This is a genomic window from Thalassotalea sp. G2M2-11, assembly GCF_017168195.1.
GTDB lineage: Bacteria > Pseudomonadota > Gammaproteobacteria > Enterobacterales > Alteromonadaceae > Thalassotalea_E.
This window is the reverse complement of record NZ_JADNYL010000001.1, coordinates 648,904-669,370: the sequence shown is the minus strand read 5'-3', so window position 1 is coordinate 669,370 and position 20,467 is coordinate 648,904. Positions and strand designations below refer to the sequence as shown.

The following is a 20,467-nucleotide window of genomic DNA, read 5'->3' as shown; positions in this document are numbered from 1 at the left end:
TCATATCCTCATCTATTATGTTGTTATTGTTATTTTTTTACACACTTACTATTTGCTATTAATACACTTTTTCGCCACCGATCCAAGTTGATAACACTTGATAGTCATCATCAAGGGCGACAAAATCAGCCTGTGTACCCGGCTGTAATCTACCGCGTATTTTCTGTTGGTTAATATAATCAGCGGGATACATAGAAGCCATTCGAATGGCTTCTTCTTTACCAACCTCTAAGCCCTGCGCGGTATTTCTCACCGCTGTATTCATTTCCAGCGCAGCACCAGCCAATTCTCCGGTAGTTGATGTTAAGCGCCCATCATTTAAATAAACGGTACGATCAAAAAATGAAAACTCCGTTTGATCTGTGCCTATGGTTGACATGGCATCAGTGACTAAAAACAATTTCCCTTTAGGCTTATTTTTTAACGCTAGCTTGGCACTGACATAATCCACATGATGACCATCGATAATGATGCCACAACTTGCCTGATCATTAAGCAATGCACAGCCTGTTACACCTGGTGCTCGCCCTTGTAATGGTGACATTGCATTGTAAAGATGGGTAAAGCCATCGGCTCCTGCATCCATCGCGGCTTGTGCCTGTTCAAAGGTCGCATTGGTGTGCCCTAAACATACTTTGATGCCTAACGACACCATACGTTCAACATCCTTAACTGTGACGGTTTCTGGCGCTAAGGTAACTAAAATTTGGCCGATGTCTTTGCGTTCAAGAATCTGCCATTCACGCTCTGAGATCGGACGAATATATTGTTCAGCATGAGTCCCTTTTTTAGCAATGGACAAATGTGGGCCTTCAAAGTGAATACCTAAAATTCCCGGTACCTTTTCAGCCATCGCCTCGGCCACAGCTTCAGCCGCTTGCGCCATAACCTCAACCTTGTCCGTAATCAAGGTAGGTAACATCCCTGTAGTACCATATTGAGAATGAGCGGTGATGATGGTTTTCAAGCTATTTAATGAGGGAGAACCATTAAACAAAACACCACCACCACCATTAACTTGTAAATCAATAAAACCAGGGACAACTAAGCCCTTAATTGCTTCATCATAATGAGCATTATCATCATCAATGGCAATGATCTTACCATCAGCAATACTAAGCACTTGCTGATGGCTAATTGCTTCACCATCAAACAAGCTTTCGGTAAGTATGCGCAAATGACTCATTATAATGTCCGAGTAACTTTCTTTAGGCCTTTCGGCTCATCTGGATTAAAACCACGTGTTACGGCAACTTTGGCCACATCAAGATAAAAACGTTGCAATACCACCAAAGGAGCAATACGTGGGTGAATGCTGTTATCTGTTTGACGTAAATGCACCAGATCAGCACCACGTTGACCAACTTCGTCAATTTGATCTTGATGAGATTTTGCACTTTCATCATTCACTGCGCAGTTTAAAATAGCTAAACCTTGTTCCACTAGAGTTACTGGGCCATGTAAAAATTCGGCACTACTAAATGCCTCAGCATGAATGGAACTAACTTCTTTTAATTTTAACGCCATTTCTTTGGTAACGGCGTAACCCAAACCACGCCCTAATACCACCATGTTTTTGACACCATCAATCGATTCAGGCGTCAGTTGCGCATCAGATTGGATCATGGTTTCTAATGCGCCAGGTAATGTCGCTAAGGCATCAATTAAGCCTTGGTTTTCTGTCCAATAAGCCGTTAATTGTAGCAAAGCCGATAATGTAGCTAAGTAGCTTTTGGTTGCAGCAACAGAAATTTCAGCACCAGCTTTAAGCGGTAATAACTCATCAACAATGTCTTTAAGTGGCGAGCTTTCATCATTGACTAGAGCAACACAATACGCTCCCGCTTTTTTAGCCATTTCAGCTTGTGCAATAATGTCTGGGCTTCTGCCTGATTGTGAAATCACAATCACTAACGCATTCGCCAATTTTAACTGTTTACCATAGACACTTGAAACAGATGGTGCCGCAGCAAATGTTGGCACGCCAGCTTCAATTTCAATTAAGTATTTACCAAAAACACCGGCATGGTCTGACGAACCGCGACCTATGATCATTACCATTTTAGGATCGATCTCACGTAGCTTACTGCCAATTTTTTCTGCAAGTGCTTTGTTCGCGCTAAGCTGCCCTTCAATAACCGAAGGTGCTTGCTTTGCTTCTTTTTCCATAATTGATTGTGTCATGTTCACTTCTACCTAACTTAATAAATTTGATTACTGCAATGCCAATTGTTGTTTGGCAAAAATTACTGCCCCCATTTCAGGGGGACATAACGGCTCTTGTAATTTTTCTTGGATGTCTTTATCTAACCAAGGTTTAATCCGCGGCGTTAGCCCGCCAATTAATGAAATACGCGGTGGTTGCTGCTTTTCTAGTTGACGAGCGACACCACTAATATAGCCAGCACCTTCTTCAACAATGGCTTTAGCGACTTGATCGCCTTCTTCAGCGGTATCGAACACTAAATTAGCCATCTTGGCATAAAATGCCGCGGGTTTACCGGCAATAGTTTCCACCATAGATAAACCATCGTTAACATCTAAAAGCGCTAATAGTTTTTCATTGATCCTTGATGGCGCTTTTAAGCCATCTAATGACATCAATGCATAATTAGCCGCCTGAAAACCAAACCATGCACCACTACCTTTATCACCATGTGGAAAGCCGTGACCTCCCAGTGTGTATGGATGACCATCAACATAAGAGAAACCACAAGATCCTGTGCCTGTGATCATTACCGCCCCATCCTCGCCGTTATGGGCGCCTAAGCAAGCGATCAATAAATCAGTAGCTAAAAACATTTGTTTAAACGGGTGCTGCCAATTTGACATTTGCTCAAATAATATCGGTAAGTTTACCCCTGCTAAACCAACACCTGCGGTAATATCCTGTAATTGTGTCGAAGTTAAACCTGCATCTTTAAGCGCTAACTCAGCAGATTCGGTAATTGAGTTTATTGCTTGCTCAAAACCGTGAAGAGGATTTGCGGGGCCAGATATGCCGGTACCTAAAATAGTATTATTTTCATCAACAATAATGGCTTTACATTTACTACCACCACCATCAATTCCTAGGAAGAATGTTTTATTGTCACTGTTACTAGGCATGTCACCCTCATGTCTCTTACCTATCCATGATGAAAGAACTTAAGAAAATCGAGTTCTCAACATCTCACAATTTCATCTTAACCATAAATGACAGCGTTGTCATTTACTTTTTTAGAATAATTATTATATTTTTATTGTCTATCGGCACTAACCTAAATAAACCATTGATTAAATTATAATTAAACTTGTAACACAGGACTTATTACTCCCGTGTTACCATCATGATCCGCCCAGCTCTTTCACCGTTAGAGGAAATCGCTCTGACACGTACATCACCTGAAACTTTCGTTGCTTGACGATAATACTGCCAAGGACCATTCCCTTCCTGAAACTGAATGTTCACGCCTGGAAATGCAATATTCGCATAAAGCGTTCCATCTGTTATTTTCGCTCCGACGGTAGGTAGTCGATAGGTTACATTTGCTAAATCAAGCTTAGGCAACTCTTTTTGACCTAATGCATTGGCAAATACACGCCATGCCTGATCGCGTTGCTGACGTAAATCTTTAGTAAACACATGACTATTGGCATCATATTTAGCCCCCGAGTAATTATAAGGGACCGCCCACGAAGCTCTATGCCATGCGCGCTCAGCTAAAGCGATCACCCGAGGAAATATTTTATATTCCGCAATTTCATCGGTACGTACATTTTCACTCCACAACTGCCCTTGTACTCCCAGAAAACTGCGCCCTTGCTCTAATGGTTGATGGATAATATGACCTTGGTCATCTTTTTGCACTCTATCATCGGCAGTATAAGGGTTATCTTCTCTGTCTAACCAGAACTCTGCATGTATCGGTAAATTCTCTGGCATAAACTGAAACACTTTTTCTGTATTCGTTTTACGAGATGCCCAGTAATAGCCATGCTCTTTCGGATCTGCTTCATACGGAAAATCAAAATACGTTACATCAGGAATGGAGAGTACAATTTGCCAGTTACGATTTGCTAACTCATTCACCTTTGTATGGGCTCCCCAAGGAAGATGATCCCAAGCATTTGCTTGCACAACTGCTGGCATGTTCTCTTTCGCGGTGTGCTCTAATCCATCACTCCAAGCGCCCGGCTCAATTCCCATATCTGCGATCATATTAGCAACACGTTCAACAAAGTAAGCACCAAGTTGGCTCATCTGGGTAATGCCTTTATCATTATCAGCTATAAATGTTTTACATACCGGAGACTCTAACCAAGCACCTGCAGTTTCATCCGCGCCGATATGATATCGCGTCAATGGTTGTCCAGCTTCGGCGTGAATTTTCTTCACCTCTGACATCACTTTTTCAATAAATGCATACGAAGATTCTTGACAGGCGTTAATGGTATTATCTTTATAAAATTGCACAGAAGAATACTCAGTGACGTCATCAGGATCATGTAATAAATATTGTTCAGCTTTTTCTTTGTCTTCTAATTGACTGTATTTAGCATAACGAGCCGCCATGGCTTTAATTGCTGCTCTTGAATGACCTGGCATGTCTAATGAAGGAATAACTTGTATGTGACGCGCCGTTGCCGCCTTTAATATTTCAGTATAATCCTCAACGCTATAATAGCCGTTTACCGACGCATTAGGATCAACACCAGCACCTAACTGAGGTAATAAACATGACTGTTCAGTTGGATCAAAGCAGCGCTTACTGCTCACTTTTGTCAGTTCAGGCAGGCCAGGGATCTCAAGACGCCACCCTTCATCCTCTGCCATGTGCAAATGCAGTTTATTCAACTTATAGGCCGCCATTTGATCGAGCAATTTGATAATAAACTCTTTACTACGAAAATTACGCGCAACATCTACCAGCATACCTCTAAACTCATACATAGGTTCATCGTCAACGCTTAAATAAGGTAAGGTCTTGCTATCAAGTTGATATAAACTTGCCAGCGACTGCAAGCCATTAAATACACCATCACTATCAACGCCTATCACTTCAATGCCAGCTGGTGAGATCATTAACTGATAGCTGCCGATCATTTGGTCAACATTAGCTTTGATGGCTAATTTTAATGAAGTTCCTTGTTTTGCTTGTGAAATCCCTAACTTGCTTAACCGTTCAATAGCTACGTTTACCTCTGCTTGCTCCACATTCGCATAGTCAATATTAACGCCCTGAGTAATATCGAGTGTTCCCTGACCATGCGGATAAGTGACAGATTTAGGGGTTGGAATGATCACTTGGTTAACATCGACTAATTCGTCACCAAGCGCCTTATTTCGCTGATAAAAATCACCAGAATCTAACCAAGGCGTGGCATCTTTTGCCGTTCGCTTAAAGTGATGCTGATAATCATTGTAAGGTTGAACAAAAGGGACAACTTCCAATTGAGTGTCAGGATCAATGCTCGGGCGGGTACTTTCAATCACTTTTGCAGTTAAATTATCGCCCGTAATGATAAGGTTTGGCATGATGTCAGACTCAGCCAGTGACCAAAAACCCGCTCTAAAAGTGATAGCAATAGGCTCGCCTGCTTTAAAGCCCCTAAACTTTTCTGTTGGCGTGATCCGATGTAAATCACCATTAAGGTGTTCAAGATGAAATTGTTCACCGTCATAGTTATGCAGAGGTGCCACTTGACTGTAATAAATCGCCCAGTCGTTCACTAAGAGATCTTGCGGCGCAGTTAACAAAAACTGCGCTTTATAACATGAACCGTCGGTCAGCTCAGCTCGACACTGCTCTTTCTGTTGGTTGCTAATATGATTAAACTTTATATCTAACGATTTTGCGATATTATCTATATCTGCTTGCGTTGCCGGTTTCACCTCGGTACTTGCCTTTATATCATTTGGCGCGTCAACAGATGATGGCCCACAAGCCGATACCAATGTCCCGACACAAATAAGCGCTAGTAGTCGTTTATATTTCATCATTAAGGTTACTCTTTAATGTTAATTTTCAGCTTTATTTTCGTTCATTCACTTTTTTCTGTGTATAACACTAACAAATTTGACAGCGCTGTCAAAATATATATTAATAATCGTTAAAACAACTCGCTATAACTCATACAAAGTGCAGGCTTAATTTGGAAAATAATAATCAGCTCTCATTGCAGTACGATAACTCAATCATGACTTGCTCATTTGATCAAGCAATCGAAAAACTTGATCAGCTGCTCAATCAACAAAAAGCACCTTTGGCAGAATCTATTGCTAAGCAAATAATTCAGCAAGCACCTTTTCATATCACAACGTATCATCGACTGTACAAAATATTGACCTACTTACAAAAATTCGATGAATTAATAGCTTACGCGAATGCAGCAATCAAACATTCATCTGATGATGCCGTCAGTCATCACGCATTATCAACAGCTTTCCGCCTGCTACGCCAACCAGAAAAAGCGATTTCATCGATGAAAACTGCTGTGATTTTAGCCGATAAAAATATGCTGTGGCGTACTGATTTGGGCATCATGTATAAGGAATTTGGACAAGTTGAAGAGGCATTAAATTGTTTTGAATATAGTATTAATGTAAAGCCAGCATATACCCCAGCGTATTGGTACAGAAGTGATATTACACCACAACTGCCTGAGCAATATGTCAAAACATTAACAGCAATATGCAACCACGGCCGTTCTGATGTATATGCTTGCTATGCACTCTATAAGCATTTTGAAGCGAATAAAGATTTTCAACAAGCGTTTGAATACCTAAGCACAGGCGCTACACTCAAAAGACAAGAATTTACCTACAACCACCAAAGCGAACTTGAAGAACATCTAGCAATTGCCAGCGTGTTTGACGTTAACCTATTCACCCAAGCCAGCCTTGACAGGATAAATGCTCAAAAAACAAATACAGAGGGGCCAATATTTATCTGCGGTTTACCTCGTTCAGGCACCACATTAATCGAACAAGTCGTATCGTCTCACCAGTCTGTGGCCGCAGGAGACGAGCTTTATGAATTAGCGCAATCGACACAATTTATTCTACAAACATGTCGCCCTAAAAAAACATTTCCATTTTGGGCGGATGAGCTCACCACTAACGACTGGCTTGCTATTGGTCAACGCTACCTAGCAACCACAAAACATATCAACACCAAACACTATTTTACCGATAAAATGCCTTTGAACTATAAAGCCATTGGCTTAATTCATTTAGCTTTACCTGATGCTAAAATCATTTATTGTCAGCGAAACCCGATGGACACTTTACTGGGAGCTTACCGGCAAATTTTAGATAGAGGTAATCGCTATAGTTATGATTTAGATGAACTAACGTCAATGATTATCGCGCACCACCAGTTAATGAACCATTGGCTCAAATTATTACCAGAGAAGATCTTTATTGTTGACTACGAAACTTTTGTCACAGAGCAGCTTAGCACGACTAAACAACTACTTAATTTTTTACACTTAGACTGGCAACAACAATGTATGGATTTTCACAAAAATGACAGAGTGATCCACACAATTAGTAACACGCAAGTGAGAAAGCCTCTGTTCAAGGGAGCCATCAATACATGGCATAATTACTACGAGCAACTTAAACCGTACGCCATTAAAATGATCAACGCTGGCTTATCAGGTATCCGCTTAAAAGCAGGGGATACCTGATAATGTTTGAATAAACCTACCTATTCAGCCTCATTGTTTTTGTAAGCCATACTGGTAAATTTTATCTAGCAATTCTCTATGTTTAGGTAACTTATTTACCGCTGTATTGGTATGACTTTGTATTGTAGAAAAGATCGCATTGGCATTTTTACTTTGGTTCAGTCTTGCTGAAAAATGCGATAAATCCGTATCAAAGTCCATTCCATAGAGTATGTACTGATAATTTTCGACATTAAAAATATCGTATTTACTGGCAAAATCATATGCCGATGGTGGCTGATATTGCCACCTAGCTAACCTTTCTTGCAAGGTCTCTGGAATCGTTTCTGCATTTCGATTATCTCGCCAGAAATCGCTATCAGTTCGCTTTGACAGGCAATAGTGTGCTTTGACAAAATCAATGACATTTTCCCAAGTAGCCGAAACTCGCATATTAAACTGTTTGGCAATAAGTGGCATATCCAGCTTACTACTCGGAAACTGCTCAGCTAACATTTTTGCCGTGGCATCGAACACCAATAATCCAGTCGCTTCTAACGGCTCAACAAAGCCTTGTGCCAACCCTAAAGCGACACAGTTTTGATGCCAAAATTTTTCACGATAACCGATCTTCATTGGGATGCGTCGACTGTCAATATTCTCACTTATCGGCCCAATATAATCCCTTAATTGCTGCTCTGCTTGCTCATGGCTAATATGATTTGACGAATAGACATGACCGACTCCACGGCGTTCTTTTAATCCAATATCCCATACCCAACCACAACTAAGTGCAGTAGAGATAGTCGATGAAGCAATATCAGCATTTTTTTCAGGGTAAGGTACTTGAATGGCGACAGCATGATCAACAAATAAAGTATCGCTTTTGTCTTTAAAAGCAACATTGAGCTTATCCCCGATCAACATCGCTTTAAAGCCAGTACAATCAATAAAAAAGTCCGCAACGATTTCACCATGGGTATCGGTAACAACTGAGTGAATATCGCCATTTTTATGCATGATCACATCACAAACTTCCGTTTTGATGTGTTCAACCCCCAGTTTTTCCACTGCATGCTTGGTTAATAACGCTGAAAACTTACTGGCGTCTAAGTGGTAACCATATGAAGCCACTCCTTGATATTCTGGGGTGGTAATTGTTTTCGGAGCTAAACCAAGATCACACAATCTTCCTTGTATCGAAATACTATCGACATAACTTTTGCCTGTATTTTTAATGTCTTGTATCCAATAAGGCGTTAAGTTAAATCCCGGCTGATGTGGATAGTCAAAAATATGATGGTAATAATTTGGCTCATTCTGTACAGGGTTATTCACCCAATCAACAAACTTGATCCCTTGTTTAAACGTAGCATCACATTCTACGATAAATTCAGTTTCACTAATACCTAGGTGTTGCAACGACTGGCGCATCATAGGCACAGTTCCTTCACCGACACCAATAGTTGGAATATTAGGTGATTCAATTAGCGTTATTTGAACGCTATCAGCTTTTTCAGTGAGCAAGTTTTTAGCTAGGTGGTTAGCTGCAAGCCACCCCGCAGTGCCGCCACCGACGATGACGATTTTCTTTATTTCAACACTTTGATTCATCACATCTACCTGTCCAGCTACTTAAGTTGTGCTAAATAATCTTGATGCGACATTGCCGCATTCATCACTTGAGATAGTCTGCGATCAAACTCAGCATATATTTTCTTATTTTCTTCTTTATCCGCGTTAAGGTGTAGCTCAGGATAATGCTTCATGCCGTATAAAATCGCTCGGTAATTTTCATCAGAAAACATGGTGATATAACCACCAGCTAAGTCCATGTATTCACAAACTTTACTTTTCCAAGTAGCTATTTTTTGTTCTAAGCCCGTACAATATTTTGCTGATTGTGCAACTTCACGCCAAAACTCGGTATCGTCTCTGTCAGTTAAGCAGTAATGTAAGACGATAAACTGCTTAAGATCTTCATATGTACCATTCATAATTGTGTTATAAGAATCACGAACAGATTGAGGAACTTGTTTTGAGGTAAGGTGGGTACCCAATAATCGAGCACTCGCATTGATTAAATGTAATCCGGTTGATTCCAGCGGCTCAATGAAGCCTCCAGAAAGACCAATAGCAATGCAGTTACCCACCCAAAATTCTTTCAGGCAACCCACTTGCATATCAATATGAACCGTTTTTAATACCTTTTTATCCTGTCCGAGATATTCAAGTAACTCTTGTTGAGCTTGTTCTTCGGTCAAGCGGTTACCATCATAGACATAGCCTGTTCCTCGTCTATTGACTAAATCAATTTCCCAAGCCCAACCATTACTTAATGCAGTTGCCTCTGTGTACGGCTTGGGAGATTCACTGTCAGGATATTCCACCTGTACGGCAACGGCTTTATTACAGGGCAAAGCTTGCTCAAACGACTGCCAGTTACTTTCTCTTGATTTAAGTTTATTGATTAACAGCCCTTTAAAACCAGTACAGTCAATAAACACATCGGCAGCATGACTTCCCAAATTAGTATGAACAGCCCCAATATTACCATTGACTATTTCAACATCTGTCACTGTGGCTTTGATATGCTTGATACCGGCTTTTACCCCAACTTTGGTCATATAGGCAGCCATTTTAATCGCATCTAAATGATAACCATAAGGTACAATGCCTTCATAAGGTCTTGAGTTAATATTTTTAGGCCCCAGCCCCTTTTTAATTAAATGAGATGACACAGAAACCGCATCATCATAAGACTGTTGATTATGCTTTTTATCTAATAACCAAGCACTTGAGATATCATGAATATTGGCAATGTTTTGTTGTTCGAAAGAATGAAAATATTCATGCATGGAACCATCCTGGTTAGGCTTCATCCAGTTGCGAAACAAGATACCGTTTTTAAAAGTAGCATTCGTTTCTTTTAACAGTTCCTTTTCATCTAATCCCATCGCGGCAAAATAATACCGAATACTATGAACCGTCGCTTCACCTACACCAATGGTTGGTACATTGGGACTTTCAATGAGAGAGATTTCAACGTTTTGCGTGGTATGGTTATATAACTTATTTAAATACAAAGCAGTCATCCAGCCAGATGAGCCGCCTCCAACTATAGCAATAGACTTAACTTGATTATCATTCATATTGATACTGCCCATATAACACTGATTACAGGATAATTTATTTTGTTTTTAATGCAGCGATATTCGCTAACTGGTGCGTTGAATTTAAATGACAATAAATGGGGGCTAAGAAGCCTTTTTCTCGCAATGATAAAAAGTCTGCATCACTTAATTGATTCAGCGCTTTTTCATCCACCATGTATACACCATTTAATGCAACTTTTTCACCGTTTAAATCAAGTGTTAGGCTTTTTTCCTTAAGTAAACCTAAGCCACTAATTTTATCGATAAACGAACGAGTAATTTGACTATTCTCATAGTACCGCCCTATCGCATTTTTTCGCTTGGTCATGTATTCAGTTTCATTTCCTAGAGCATCAAACAATGACTCACCCTCTTGATCAGAGACAAGGTGGCTATCTTCTTTAATGACGACCTGAAGCTGAGTTTCATCATTTTGAGAAGGCACCAAGGCAAAAGGATGGTGAGTAATAATCGCAGGCACATAACGGCCACGCCATTTACCCAGTTGATAAAATACATTTTCACCCGGTTTTAAGCCAAGCATAGCAACCGACTGAAACTCCCCTGTTTCACTGTTTTTCACAAATAGAATGGGCATTTCAGCACTTGCTGGTGAAAACTCATGCACAATGACAGGAACAACTTGCTGGTTTTCAGCGTGACGATAATCATTACTTGATTTAACTTTAAGGTGTTGATGGTTTTCAAAGTTAACAGGCTTAATTGAATTAGACATGAAATTCCTCAATGGAGAATAAAGTTTAAGGATGCATTAACCGTTTACGCTATCTGATAGGTTAGCTTTTAGTCAACAAAATAAAAACTTACAGATAAAAAAGGGGAAGTAAATTACTTCCCCTCCATTAGAAGTCAAACTGAAACAGTTTTAGAACTTAACGCTTACACCTGCAATCACACGCGTAGCCATTTCATATGCATACAATGGGAATCCATCAGCAAAACCACTTGCATTAGTTTGCATAGCATTGTTTCCGAACTGCTCAGATGATTCACCCGTCAAGTTAACAACGTCAAGCTTCACATCAACCATTTCATTTACGTGATACACACCGCTTAAGTCAAGCGTACCGAAGCCATCATGTAAACGGTTACCGTAGGCACCTTCTTCACGAAGCATATATTCGCTGCGGTAGTTATATGAAATACGCGCAGAGAAGTCATCATTTTCATAAAATGCTGAAGCGTTGAACACATGATCAGAGCTGTCAGATAACCAACCGTTACCATCACCAAATGTTTCAGCACCTGTTGTGGCATCAGTGTACGTGTAGTTAGCCATCAAACCAAAGCCATTATCAAAGTCTTGTTGATACTGTAACTCGAGACCACGTACTTCACCGTCTTTGGCATTGAATTTCTCTTGTACCGTCCAGCCTTTTGCCGCTTCTTCAGGTCTTAGACCATCATAATCTATCGTTGAAGAGTCTGCATGGTATGACTCAATCGAGATGAAGTTAGAGACATTCTTCATAAACACAGTAGCTGATAGTAAAGAACTTTCATTAAAGTACCACTCAACGCCTGCTTCAAATTGATCTGCCATGAACGGGTCTAAGTCAACATTACCAACAATCCAAAATTGGTTGTCATCTAAATCATCATTACCACCAACTGCACTTGGGTTTACATACATATCATTGTACTGTGGGCGGGCAATAGTGCGAGCTGCTGCTACACGTAAAATAACATCGTCGGCTAAGTTATAAGCTAAGTTAAAACTAGGTAGGACTTCAGAATAACCACCATCTGTTGAAGTCTTAACACCTTCAGTATAGTAAGTAGAAGTCGCATCAGTTTTCACATAACGAACACCAAAATTACCACGGTAGTTTTCACCACTGTAGTTCGCCATCACATAAACGGCTTTGTTTGTTTCATCGATTTCACTGTATGAACCTAACTCTTCAGTTTGACCGACAATACTTGCTTTCGCCCATTCCTTAAGTGCATTCACGTCAAACTTAGAAATCTGATAGTTACCATCACCTACATCAACAGTACCTGTTCTTAAACCAGAGGTTGATATTACCGGATCGAACCCTTCTCGTTGATCGAAATAAAACTGACGAGATCTTGTATTGTGATCACCGTAACGAGCACCTAGTTCAACACTTGAAATGAAATCGCCATTTAAAGGAAGTTGTAAATCAACTTGGAAATAAGACTCTTCATCTGTTTTAGGCGTTTTATTAAATGTAGAACCTGTGCCCATTGCCAATGAACCTGGGTCATAATCAGCCATTGACTGACCCCCAATACCATTTGGCAGCGACCAAGTTTGGTTACCATTGGTGAAGTCATAACCACCATCAACAATTGGTGTATTTACCCCATCATCAACCACCATTTCAAAATCAGTGCCGCCACTAGAATTGGTATCACCAACTTGTACTTCTAATGTAAAGTCATCAGCTTCGTATGTCGCTTTTAAATCAACTAAATCTGAATTCATCGTTGCTTCACGTGGGCGAGCTTGATAGAAACCAGACGCTAATTGTCCTTTAACAGCAGTACCACGATTGTCACCACTACAGTCACCACCTAAACATTGCTCAGGAGTATTGCCTGACCAAGAAGTATCACCTTGAGTCAACCATAACGCGTAGTTGGTATTATTAGCTTCCATCTCCATATCCATTGCATTTAATACAAAAGATAGGTTCTCTGTTGGTGCCCATTCTAATGCAACAGTTAAAGCTTGACGCTTACGCTCTTGTTCAAAAGCTACAGGACCTGCACCCCATTCCCAAAACGCTTCATTACCTTGGCGTTGCAAATCACGTTTTTGTGAGACACCCGAAACCATGATACCAAAATCTTCTGCATCATTTTTCCAGCTATACATACCTGAAAGTTGCGGATCTGTAGAACCAGAATCATCAGAGTGCATCGCTTCAACAGAAACATATGATGTATTGGCATCTAATTCTAAAGGTGTACGTGTGTTTACAATAACAGTACCACCGACACCACCTTCAATTAAATTAGCTTGAGAAGACTTATAAACTTCTAAATCACCAACAATTTCAGAAGGTAGTAATTCATAGTTAAAGCTTCGTCTAGCAGGCTCAAGTACAAACCAGCCAGTAGACGCAACATTTTGACCATTTAACGTTGTTTTAGTAAATTCAGCACCCGCACCACGAATTGATACCGATGAACCTTCACCGAATTGACGTTGGATGGTTACACCAGGAATACGCGCTAGTGATTCAGCGACGTTTTTATCTGGAAATTTACCAATATCTTCAGAACTGATTACGTCTACTACGCTATCAGAAAAACGTTTTGCGTTAACATTGGCTTTAAGGCTACCCCGTAAGCCTCTAACCTCAATAACTTCTGTTTCTTGATCAGCAGCGTTTTGTTCAGCCATTGCAAATGGTGCAGCACCACCAGCAAGAACCATAGCGATAGAACTCGCTAAGACGCCTTTTTTAAATAATTTAGATGACATCGACTTTCCCTTACACACGTTTATTAAATACATAGTTATATTTTTATAACCTTTATGAAGACAGCGCTGTCTTATTTTTATGACAACGCTGTCATTAGGTTAAGTAAAACCATACACAAAAAAATAACTATTGGCTATACTTCAAAACAATTTTATCGACAAACCAAGCATAACCATTTGTTATATTTGATAATTTAAATGTTTAATTTTTCCTCAATCGCGAGAACTTATGGAATAAATGCTATTTTTATACACTAAATCAGTGTAATTATTAACAGTAAATGAATAATATTCCATCGACAGATAAAAAAATAGGAAGGCTATTTACTAGCCTTCCTACCTGCACGATACTACCCGCAAGTTAGTGTGTTTTTGTTTGCTTATAATAATTGATTAGATTCATGGTTGAGCAGTCGTGGTTTGCTGATATTGCATCCCCTTCCAACTCTTCTTGAATTGAAGCAGCAAGCCCTTTGCCAAGCTCTACCCCCCACTGATCAAATGAGCATATTTGTAAAATGATCCCCTGAACAAAGATTTTATGCTCATAAGCGGCAATCAAATGACCCAGTGTACTTGGATCAATACGTTTAAGCAGAATGGTATTGGTAGGTCGATTACCTTTGTGCACTTTGTGAGGCGCAACCTTATCGATATATTCTTGGGTACGACCTTTGGCTTTTAAGTCTTCTCTGACTTGCTGTTCATCAACACCTGTCATCAACGCCTGGGTTTGAGCAAAAAAGTTAGCCATTAAGGTTTCATGATGTCCTTTAACAGGTGTCACACTGGCAACAGAACCAATAAAATCAGCAGGCACCACATTATTACTTTGGTGTAAATACTGATAAAAAGCATGTTGACCATTAATACCTAATTCTCCCCAAATTGACGGCACTGTCGCGTAATCAACTTCTTCACCGTCCCAGGAAACTGACTTTCCATTACTTTCCATTTCAGCTTGTTGTAGATACGCTGCGAGCATATGCAATGTTTGATCATAAGGTAAAATGGCTTGAGATTTGGCATCTAAGAACGTGGTATTCCACACGCTCAATAATGCCATTATCATTGGCATATTTTGCTCAAAAGGCGCATTAATAAAATGCTGATCCATTTCATCTGCACCAGCGAGCAGTTCTTTGAACTTATCGAAACCTAAATCTAATGCAATTGCCAAACCAATAGCCGACCATAGTGAAAAACGACCACCGACCCAATCCCACATACCAAAGATATTTTCTTCTTTAATACCAAAGGCCATGGCATTAGCACTATTAGCCGTAACAGCAACAAAATGCTTTGCTATTGACGATTCATCAAAAGATGCCGCTGTTAACCACTTCATTGCTGTTTTGGCGTTTGTCATTGTTTCTGTGGTGGTAAAGGTTTTACTTGATACAATAAAAAGCACTTTTTCTGGCTCTAGCGGTCGCAAGGTTTCAACAATTTGAGCGCCATCAACATTTGATACATAATGCACGTTCACACTATTATCGCTATAATGCTTCAACGCTTCTGTGACCATTTGTGGTCCTAAATTAGACCCACCTACGCCAATATTAACAATATCTGTGATCCGTTTGCCTGAATAACCTTTCCAATGACCTTCTCGCACGTTATTAACAAACCCTTCCATTTTCGCCAACTGTTGCTTTACGCTCTCAGTCACATTTTCACCGTCTACCAACAAAGGTGCATCGTTGGTACGACGAAGTGCGGTATGCAATACTGCTCGATCTTCGGTTTTGTTAATTTTCTCACCAGCAAACATTTTTTCGCGCCAGCCAGCAACATCACATTCCTTTGCCAAATCAAATAACGTTGACATGGTTTCATCGTCAATTAAATTTTTTGAATAATCTAATAGCAGCTTAGGTAACTCAATTGAATACTTATCAAAACGCTGACTATCGTTAGCAAACAAATCATTCATATGCTGCGACTTTTTCTCTAACGCCATTTGCGTTAACTTTTTCCAACTATTTAGGGATTGACGACTTGACATAACTTTTCCTAGTGCATAATTTAAAATTCTTTGTCGATACCATATTCAATAATGACAGCGCTGTCAATTTTGAATCACTCATGAGAAAATAAAATATCGACCGGTTTGATCTAATTACGTAATTTAACTGATAAATCCTTGCTGCATACATCATAAAGCAATATTCTTAACCCTTTATGAAATCGTATCAGAATACAATTTTAAGGCTATATGGATAAATGAAAGCTACAATTAACGATGTCGCAAAACAAGCAGGCGTTTCAATAAAAACTGTTTCTCGGGTGATTAACAATGAACCATCGGTGCGTCAACCTACGCGGGAAAAAGTCATGGCTGCCGTCAACAGTCTCAACTATCAGCCTAACTTAGCGGCGAGAAACTTAGCCGGAACAAAGTCTTATAGCGTTGCATTCATTTATGATAACCCAAATGCTTATTACATCATAGATATGCAAAACGGTATTTTGTCTGCTTGTAAAAAACAAGGATTTGAATTGTTAATTCATCCATGCAGCGCAAAATCAGATAATTTACTCGAAGAAATTACCAGTATGATCAAGCAATCTCGCATTGCGGGGTTGATATTAACGCCGCCTTTTTCCGAAATGCCTGATTTTGTTAAGCACATTTTAACCTTAGACATTGATGTGGTTCGCATTATGTCTGGCGATATAGCACCTGACAATTTAGCACCTTGTGTAATGATCAATGACCACCAAGCAGCTAAAAGTATTACTCAACATTTAATCGACTTAGGCCACCATGAGATTGGCTTTATTGCGGGTCAAGCTGAGCATAAATCAACGGTTGAGCGCTTAAAAGGCTATAAAGATGCACTGACTGAGAATAATATTGCTATCAACGAGCAACTAATTATCCATGGCGAATATTCATTTGAATCTGGTGTCAACGGAGCCCAACAATTACTCGCAGCAAGCAACAAACCCACAGCAATATTTTCATGTAATGATGAGATTGCTGCTGGTGCTTTGTTCGCATCAAGGTTACTCGGTATTTCTATTCCAGAACAACTTTCCATTAGTGGTTTTGAAAACAGCCCATTCTCTCGTCAAACTTGGCCTAAGTTAACCACAGCGGATCAACCCACCCCCGAAATCGCAGAAAACGCAGCGAGTTTGTTAATTGCTAAATGTCGTAAGCAACCGCTGAACAATATCAACAGTCAATATACACCGCAACTGGTCGTAAGAGACTCGACAGATAAAGTGACTCAACTATCAAAACAATAAAGCAAAATTACCCTTGCTTTATTGCTGTCTTATTAATGATGAAAGTAAAGCGAATTATAAACTGTCAGGATCGTAGCCTTGCTTGATTTTTTCTATTCGCTCTTGATGTTTATGATGTGACTTAAGCGCCGCAACGGCAAATGCACCAATAATAGCGACAATTGGGATCAATAATGCAAGCGTTTCAGCTTTCAATAATTGTTGCAACCATTCCATGTAATATTCCTTTATTGCTAAAATTATTATTCTTCGAAGTAGGTACCCCATCCATCATAATCAACTTTGTACTGCTTCGCCAATTCAAACATGGATTTTGTTTCATCTTTTAAGATGTTTTCATCTAAGGGTTGCTCAGTGATAATGTCAAAAGCAAACACTTTACTGCCATCTTCACACTCAGCTTCTTCTGGTTCTTCGACTTCCAGTCCCATTTTAAAAGCAGCCACAGCCGCTTTTTCTAACTGCTCGAACTGTTGACATGAAAAATGATGCTCAATGGTGTGATGTACTTCTTCATTACTACCATCTTCGATCAATGCCGATACTAGTGCAGAAGTATGCTCATACCACTGCTGTAACATTTCATCATCCATATCACGCTACCTCTTTATCTATTTGTGCTATTTTATCACGCATCTTGTCTCGAGTGGTATTGGCGACTGAACGAATATCATCCTTAGTCAACCCTTCCATTGAGATCGGTTCGAGAAACTCGATGATTATTTTACCATTATCCCACCGATTTAAATCAATTTTCTTATGCATATTACTGGCGCACACAGGAATAATAGGAACCTTTGCTTGTAATGCGGTGCGAAACGCTCCTGTTTTAAATGGTAACAGCCCTCGACCATTACTTCTGGTACCTTCAGGAAACAACCACACAGATAATTGCTTTTCACGAATTTTTTTTGCCGTAACCGCTATAGTATTTATCGCCTTACTGGTATTTTTTCGATCAATAAGAATATTACCGGTAAGCCAATACATCTGGCCAAAAAATGGGATCCACTTAAGGCTTTTCTTGCCAACACTTACCGTACTGGGTAATACCGCATTACTGACAGTAAAAATATCGTAACTATTTTGATGATTACAAATAAACACAGCGGGTGAAGCGTTAGCGACCGACTCCGGCACCCTAACCTCTACTTCCAGCCCGAGCAAATATGAAACTTTGCCTAAAAATTTTGCCGTATGATAGACGTTATTTCGATGAAAAGGGCGAATTAAACATAATAGGATCGAACAGATCGAAATAATGACAATGGCGAATGTCATTAAAATTATGCGAATAAATGCTAACAAATGAGTTTTCCGGTAGTTCTAATCGGGGGCGAGTATACACTAATCCTGCGGTAAAAATCGACTGTTAACATTGAATTAACCCTTTTTGCTACGACACGGGCTATCGTCAATCAGTATTTTTTTATTCAAATAAAAACAGATAATTAAATAATTTCTGCTAAATTTTTATCAAAATTTCTCACCAAAATTAAAAACCGATCTATAGTTAAATAGTCGTCTGATTTTACACTTGGAAACAGCAAATAAAATCAATATCCAAGGTAATAGCACTAATATAAACAGCTTAATAACACTCGGGAAAAAAGATGAAAATCGCTCTGACTATTGCTTTACTGGCATGTAGCTCAGTTGTCTATGGGGCAACCGATAAGCAGGTATCAGTCAAAACGGCTAAGCAGCTAACCGATAATGTACATTCTCAATGGGGTGTACAGGCGTTAAAGTTTCCCAAACACACACAGTTAAACAGCGCAGAATCACTTGGGTTAACACTGCCGAGCAACTCTAATACGTCAACCAATATCGATCATTTTAACGGTTTAAATGCCAGCTATTCTTATGGTAATTTTAGTGCGACAACCGGAGTATTAACACAATCAACTAATATTAGCGAAACAAGCCAACTCTACCTACAAGGGGCTTATCATTTTTTTGGTACTGAACGGTTTAGTTTAGCGCTATCCGCCAAAATAGAAGCGGTTGATAATGATACAGTGAATCGCTATTACGGCTATAAAGATAACTTTCGTCATACCCATGCGGGTTTAAATCAATTAGCTACTAATACTACTTTAGAGTTAGTAAGCACCTATAATATAACGCCAAAATGGAAAGTGCATGGTGTCATATCTACCACTACTTTAGACAGTAAAATAGAGAATAGCCCGTTGATTAATGACGATAATATTCAAATGGCATTAATCAAAACAAGCTATTCGTTTTAATCTACTGAGCATTTTCACCATCAAGATAAGCGAGGATCAGTTTCCGCTAAAATAGTTTTCGACGCATGCTGTTGAAAAAACTGTGATAAATTGGGTAAATGTTGCCACTGCGCTAATTGACGAAATTCAGCCCAATCAAGTAAGCACCACAAACAAATAGCAGGATAATGCCATTGATTAAAAGCACCTTTTGCCACTTCGTCATCAAGCACTTCAAACACTTTCGTTACTCGCTCACGTTGCAAATTAAAAAACAACCCTTCTTGCATAGTGTCAATATCCGAGCGTTTTAACAATAACAATGCCACTAACGAATCATTGACCGAATCAATTAAGGTTAATAAATTTTCCTGATGCCAGGTCAAAGGTGCTGCTTGATATTTCTGCGCTAAGTATCGGAAGATAACGCGAGAATCATAAATACACTGGTCATCATCAAGTAGCGCCGGTACTTTCTGAGCAGGGTTATTCTCCGTTAACACTGTACGATCTTGTTCTGCAAAAATATCTAAATTAACAAATTGATAATCTTTCCCCGCTAAGTAAATGCGGATACGTCTAACAAAAGGTGAAGTTGTTGAACCAAGTAATTTCATTAATATTCCTTTAACACTCAATGTCGATGATAAATTTAGCATGTTTTGTTCATTAAAAAACGCCTAACTGAAACA

At 39.6% G+C, this 20,467-nt stretch carries 16 protein-coding genes; 3 read left to right on the top strand and 13 right to left on the bottom strand.

Features of this window, described 5'->3' with window-relative positions; translation table 11 throughout:
- Window positions 1-58: 58 nt before the first annotated feature.
- The 4 genes from nagA to IV514_RS02885 all read right to left on the bottom strand — a co-directional run bounded on the left by nagA (window position 59) and on the right by IV514_RS02885 (window position 5,983).
- A complete protein-coding gene (nagA, locus tag IV514_RS02900; RefSeq protein ID WP_206483398.1) occupies window positions 59-1,186 on the bottom strand; it encodes an N-acetylglucosamine-6-phosphate deacetylase in 1,128 nt (375 codons plus the stop codon).
- A complete protein-coding gene (locus IV514_RS02895; protein ID WP_206483397.1) occupies window positions 1,186-2,184 on the bottom strand; it encodes an SIS domain-containing protein in 999 nt (332 codons plus the stop codon). Before IV514_RS02895 ends, nagA begins: the two co-directional genes overlap by 1 nt.
- Window positions 2,185-2,214: 30 nt before the next feature.
- A complete protein-coding gene (locus IV514_RS02890) occupies window positions 2,215-3,108 on the bottom strand; it encodes a BadF/BadG/BcrA/BcrD ATPase family protein (protein ID WP_206483396.1) in 894 nt (297 codons plus the stop codon).
- Between the two features lie 202 nt (window positions 3,109-3,310).
- Entirely contained in the window at window positions 3,311-5,983 is a 2,673-nt protein-coding gene (locus IV514_RS02885) for a family 20 glycosylhydrolase (RefSeq protein WP_241242154.1), read from the bottom strand.
- Between the two features lie 152 nt (window positions 5,984-6,135).
- Between IV514_RS02885 and IV514_RS02880 the strand changes: the two genes are divergently transcribed.
- On the top strand, window positions 6,136-7,674 hold the full coding sequence (locus tag IV514_RS02880; protein WP_206483395.1) for a sulfotransferase: 1,539 nt from the start codon (window positions 6,136-6,138) through the stop codon (window positions 7,672-7,674).
- 30 nt (window positions 7,675-7,704) lie between these two features.
- Here IV514_RS02880 and IV514_RS02875 read toward each other — a convergent pair whose 3' ends face one another.
- The 5 genes from IV514_RS02875 to pgi all read right to left on the bottom strand — a co-directional run bounded on the left by IV514_RS02875 (window position 7,705) and on the right by pgi (window position 16,294).
- Window positions 7,705-9,267, bottom strand: a complete 1,563-nt coding sequence (locus IV514_RS02875; RefSeq protein ID WP_206483394.1) for a tryptophan halogenase family protein — start codon at window positions 9,265-9,267, stop codon at window positions 7,705-7,707.
- Between the two features lie 17 nt (window positions 9,268-9,284).
- Window positions 9,285-10,805 (bottom strand): tryptophan halogenase family protein, encoded by a 1,521-nt coding sequence (locus IV514_RS02870; RefSeq protein WP_206483393.1) that lies wholly within the window; start codon window positions 10,803-10,805, stop codon window positions 9,285-9,287.
- 37 nt (window positions 10,806-10,842) lie between these two features.
- A complete protein-coding gene (locus IV514_RS02865; RefSeq protein ID WP_206483392.1) occupies window positions 10,843-11,544 on the bottom strand; it encodes a SapC family protein in 702 nt (233 codons plus the stop codon).
- Between the two features lie 150 nt (window positions 11,545-11,694).
- A complete protein-coding gene (locus IV514_RS02860; RefSeq protein ID WP_206483391.1) occupies window positions 11,695-14,286 on the bottom strand; it encodes a TonB-dependent receptor in 2,592 nt (863 codons plus the stop codon).
- Between the two features lie 361 nt (window positions 14,287-14,647).
- A complete protein-coding gene (gene pgi, locus IV514_RS02855) occupies window positions 14,648-16,294 on the bottom strand; it encodes a glucose-6-phosphate isomerase (RefSeq protein WP_206483390.1) in 1,647 nt (548 codons plus the stop codon).
- Window positions 16,295-16,512: 218 nt separating this feature from the next.
- On the opposite strand from pgi, the gene IV514_RS02850 reads away from it, so the two are divergent.
- A complete protein-coding gene (locus IV514_RS02850; RefSeq protein WP_206483389.1) occupies window positions 16,513-17,544 on the top strand; it encodes a LacI family DNA-binding transcriptional regulator in 1,032 nt (343 codons plus the stop codon).
- 54 nt (window positions 17,545-17,598) lie between these two features.
- Here IV514_RS02850 and IV514_RS02845 read toward each other — a convergent pair whose 3' ends face one another.
- Genes IV514_RS02845 through IV514_RS02835 form a run of 3 tightly spaced genes read right to left on the bottom strand, consistent with a single transcriptional unit; the run spans window position 17,599 to window position 18,825 of the window.
- A complete protein-coding gene (locus IV514_RS02845; RefSeq protein WP_206483388.1) occupies window positions 17,599-17,760 on the bottom strand; it encodes a hypothetical protein in 162 nt (53 codons plus the stop codon).
- Between the two features lie 26 nt (window positions 17,761-17,786).
- Window positions 17,787-18,137 (bottom strand): ribonuclease E inhibitor RraB, encoded by a 351-nt coding sequence (rraB, locus tag IV514_RS02840; RefSeq protein ID WP_206483387.1) that lies wholly within the window; start codon window positions 18,135-18,137, stop codon window positions 17,787-17,789.
- A 1-nt stretch (window position 18,138) separates the two neighbouring features.
- A complete protein-coding gene (locus tag IV514_RS02835) occupies window positions 18,139-18,825 on the bottom strand; it encodes a 1-acylglycerol-3-phosphate O-acyltransferase (protein ID WP_241242153.1) in 687 nt (228 codons plus the stop codon).
- A gap of 332 nt (window positions 18,826-19,157) precedes the next feature.
- Here IV514_RS02835 and IV514_RS02830 point away from each other — a divergent pair, with 332 nt between their 5' ends.
- Window positions 19,158-19,796: a MipA/OmpV family protein gene (locus tag IV514_RS02830; RefSeq protein WP_206483385.1), complete on the top strand. Its 639-nt coding sequence runs from the start codon at window positions 19,158-19,160 to the stop codon at window positions 19,794-19,796.
- 20 nt (window positions 19,797-19,816) lie between these two features.
- Here IV514_RS02830 and IV514_RS02825 read toward each other — a convergent pair whose 3' ends face one another.
- Window positions 19,817-20,392, bottom strand: coding sequence for a glutathione S-transferase family protein (locus IV514_RS02825; protein WP_206483384.1), 576 nt, complete (start codon window positions 20,390-20,392; stop codon window positions 19,817-19,819).
- Between the last annotated feature and the right edge of the window lie 75 nt (window positions 20,393-20,467).

Coding starts and splice junctions, on each gene's coding strand:
- IV514_RS02825 (WP_206483384.1), bottom strand. CDS start 20,392: ATGAAATTACTTGGTTCAACAACTTCACCTTTTGTTAGACGTATCCGC.
- nagA (WP_206483398.1), bottom strand. CDS start 1,186: ATGAGTCATTTGCGCATACTTACCGAAAGCTTGTTTGATGGTGAAGCA.
- IV514_RS02845 (WP_206483388.1), bottom strand. CDS start 17,760: ATGGAATGGTTGCAACAATTATTGAAAGCTGAAACGCTTGCATTATTG.
- IV514_RS02890 (WP_206483396.1), bottom strand. CDS start 3,108: ATGCCTAGTAACAGTGACAATAAAACATTCTTCCTAGGAATTGATGGT.
- IV514_RS02870 (WP_206483393.1), bottom strand. CDS start 10,805: ATGAATGATAATCAAGTTAAGTCTATTGCTATAGTTGGAGGCGGCTCA.
- rraB (WP_206483387.1), bottom strand. CDS start 18,137: ATGGATGATGAAATGTTACAGCAGTGGTATGAGCATACTTCTGCACTA.
- IV514_RS02865 (WP_206483392.1), bottom strand. CDS start 11,544: ATGTCTAATTCAATTAAGCCTGTTAACTTTGAAAACCATCAACACCTT.
- pgi (WP_206483390.1), bottom strand. CDS start 16,294: ATGTCAAGTCGTCAATCCCTAAATAGTTGGAAAAAGTTAACGCAAATG.
- IV514_RS02830 (WP_206483385.1), top strand. CDS start 19,158: ATGAAAATCGCTCTGACTATTGCTTTACTGGCATGTAGCTCAGTTGTC.
- IV514_RS02860 (WP_206483391.1), bottom strand. CDS start 14,286: ATGTCATCTAAATTATTTAAAAAAGGCGTCTTAGCGAGTTCTATCGCT.
- IV514_RS02875 (WP_206483394.1), bottom strand. CDS start 9,267: ATGAATCAAAGTGTTGAAATAAAGAAAATCGTCATCGTCGGTGGCGGC.
- IV514_RS02850 (WP_206483389.1), top strand. CDS start 16,513: ATGAAAGCTACAATTAACGATGTCGCAAAACAAGCAGGCGTTTCAATA.
- IV514_RS02895 (WP_206483397.1), bottom strand. CDS start 2,184: ATGACACAATCAATTATGGAAAAAGAAGCAAAGCAAGCACCTTCGGTT.
- IV514_RS02885 (WP_241242154.1), bottom strand. CDS start 5,983: ATGATGAAATATAAACGACTACTAGCGCTTATTTGTGTCGGGACATTG.
- IV514_RS02835 (WP_241242153.1), bottom strand. CDS start 18,825: ATGACATTCGCCATTGTCATTATTTCGATCTGTTCGATCCTATTATGT.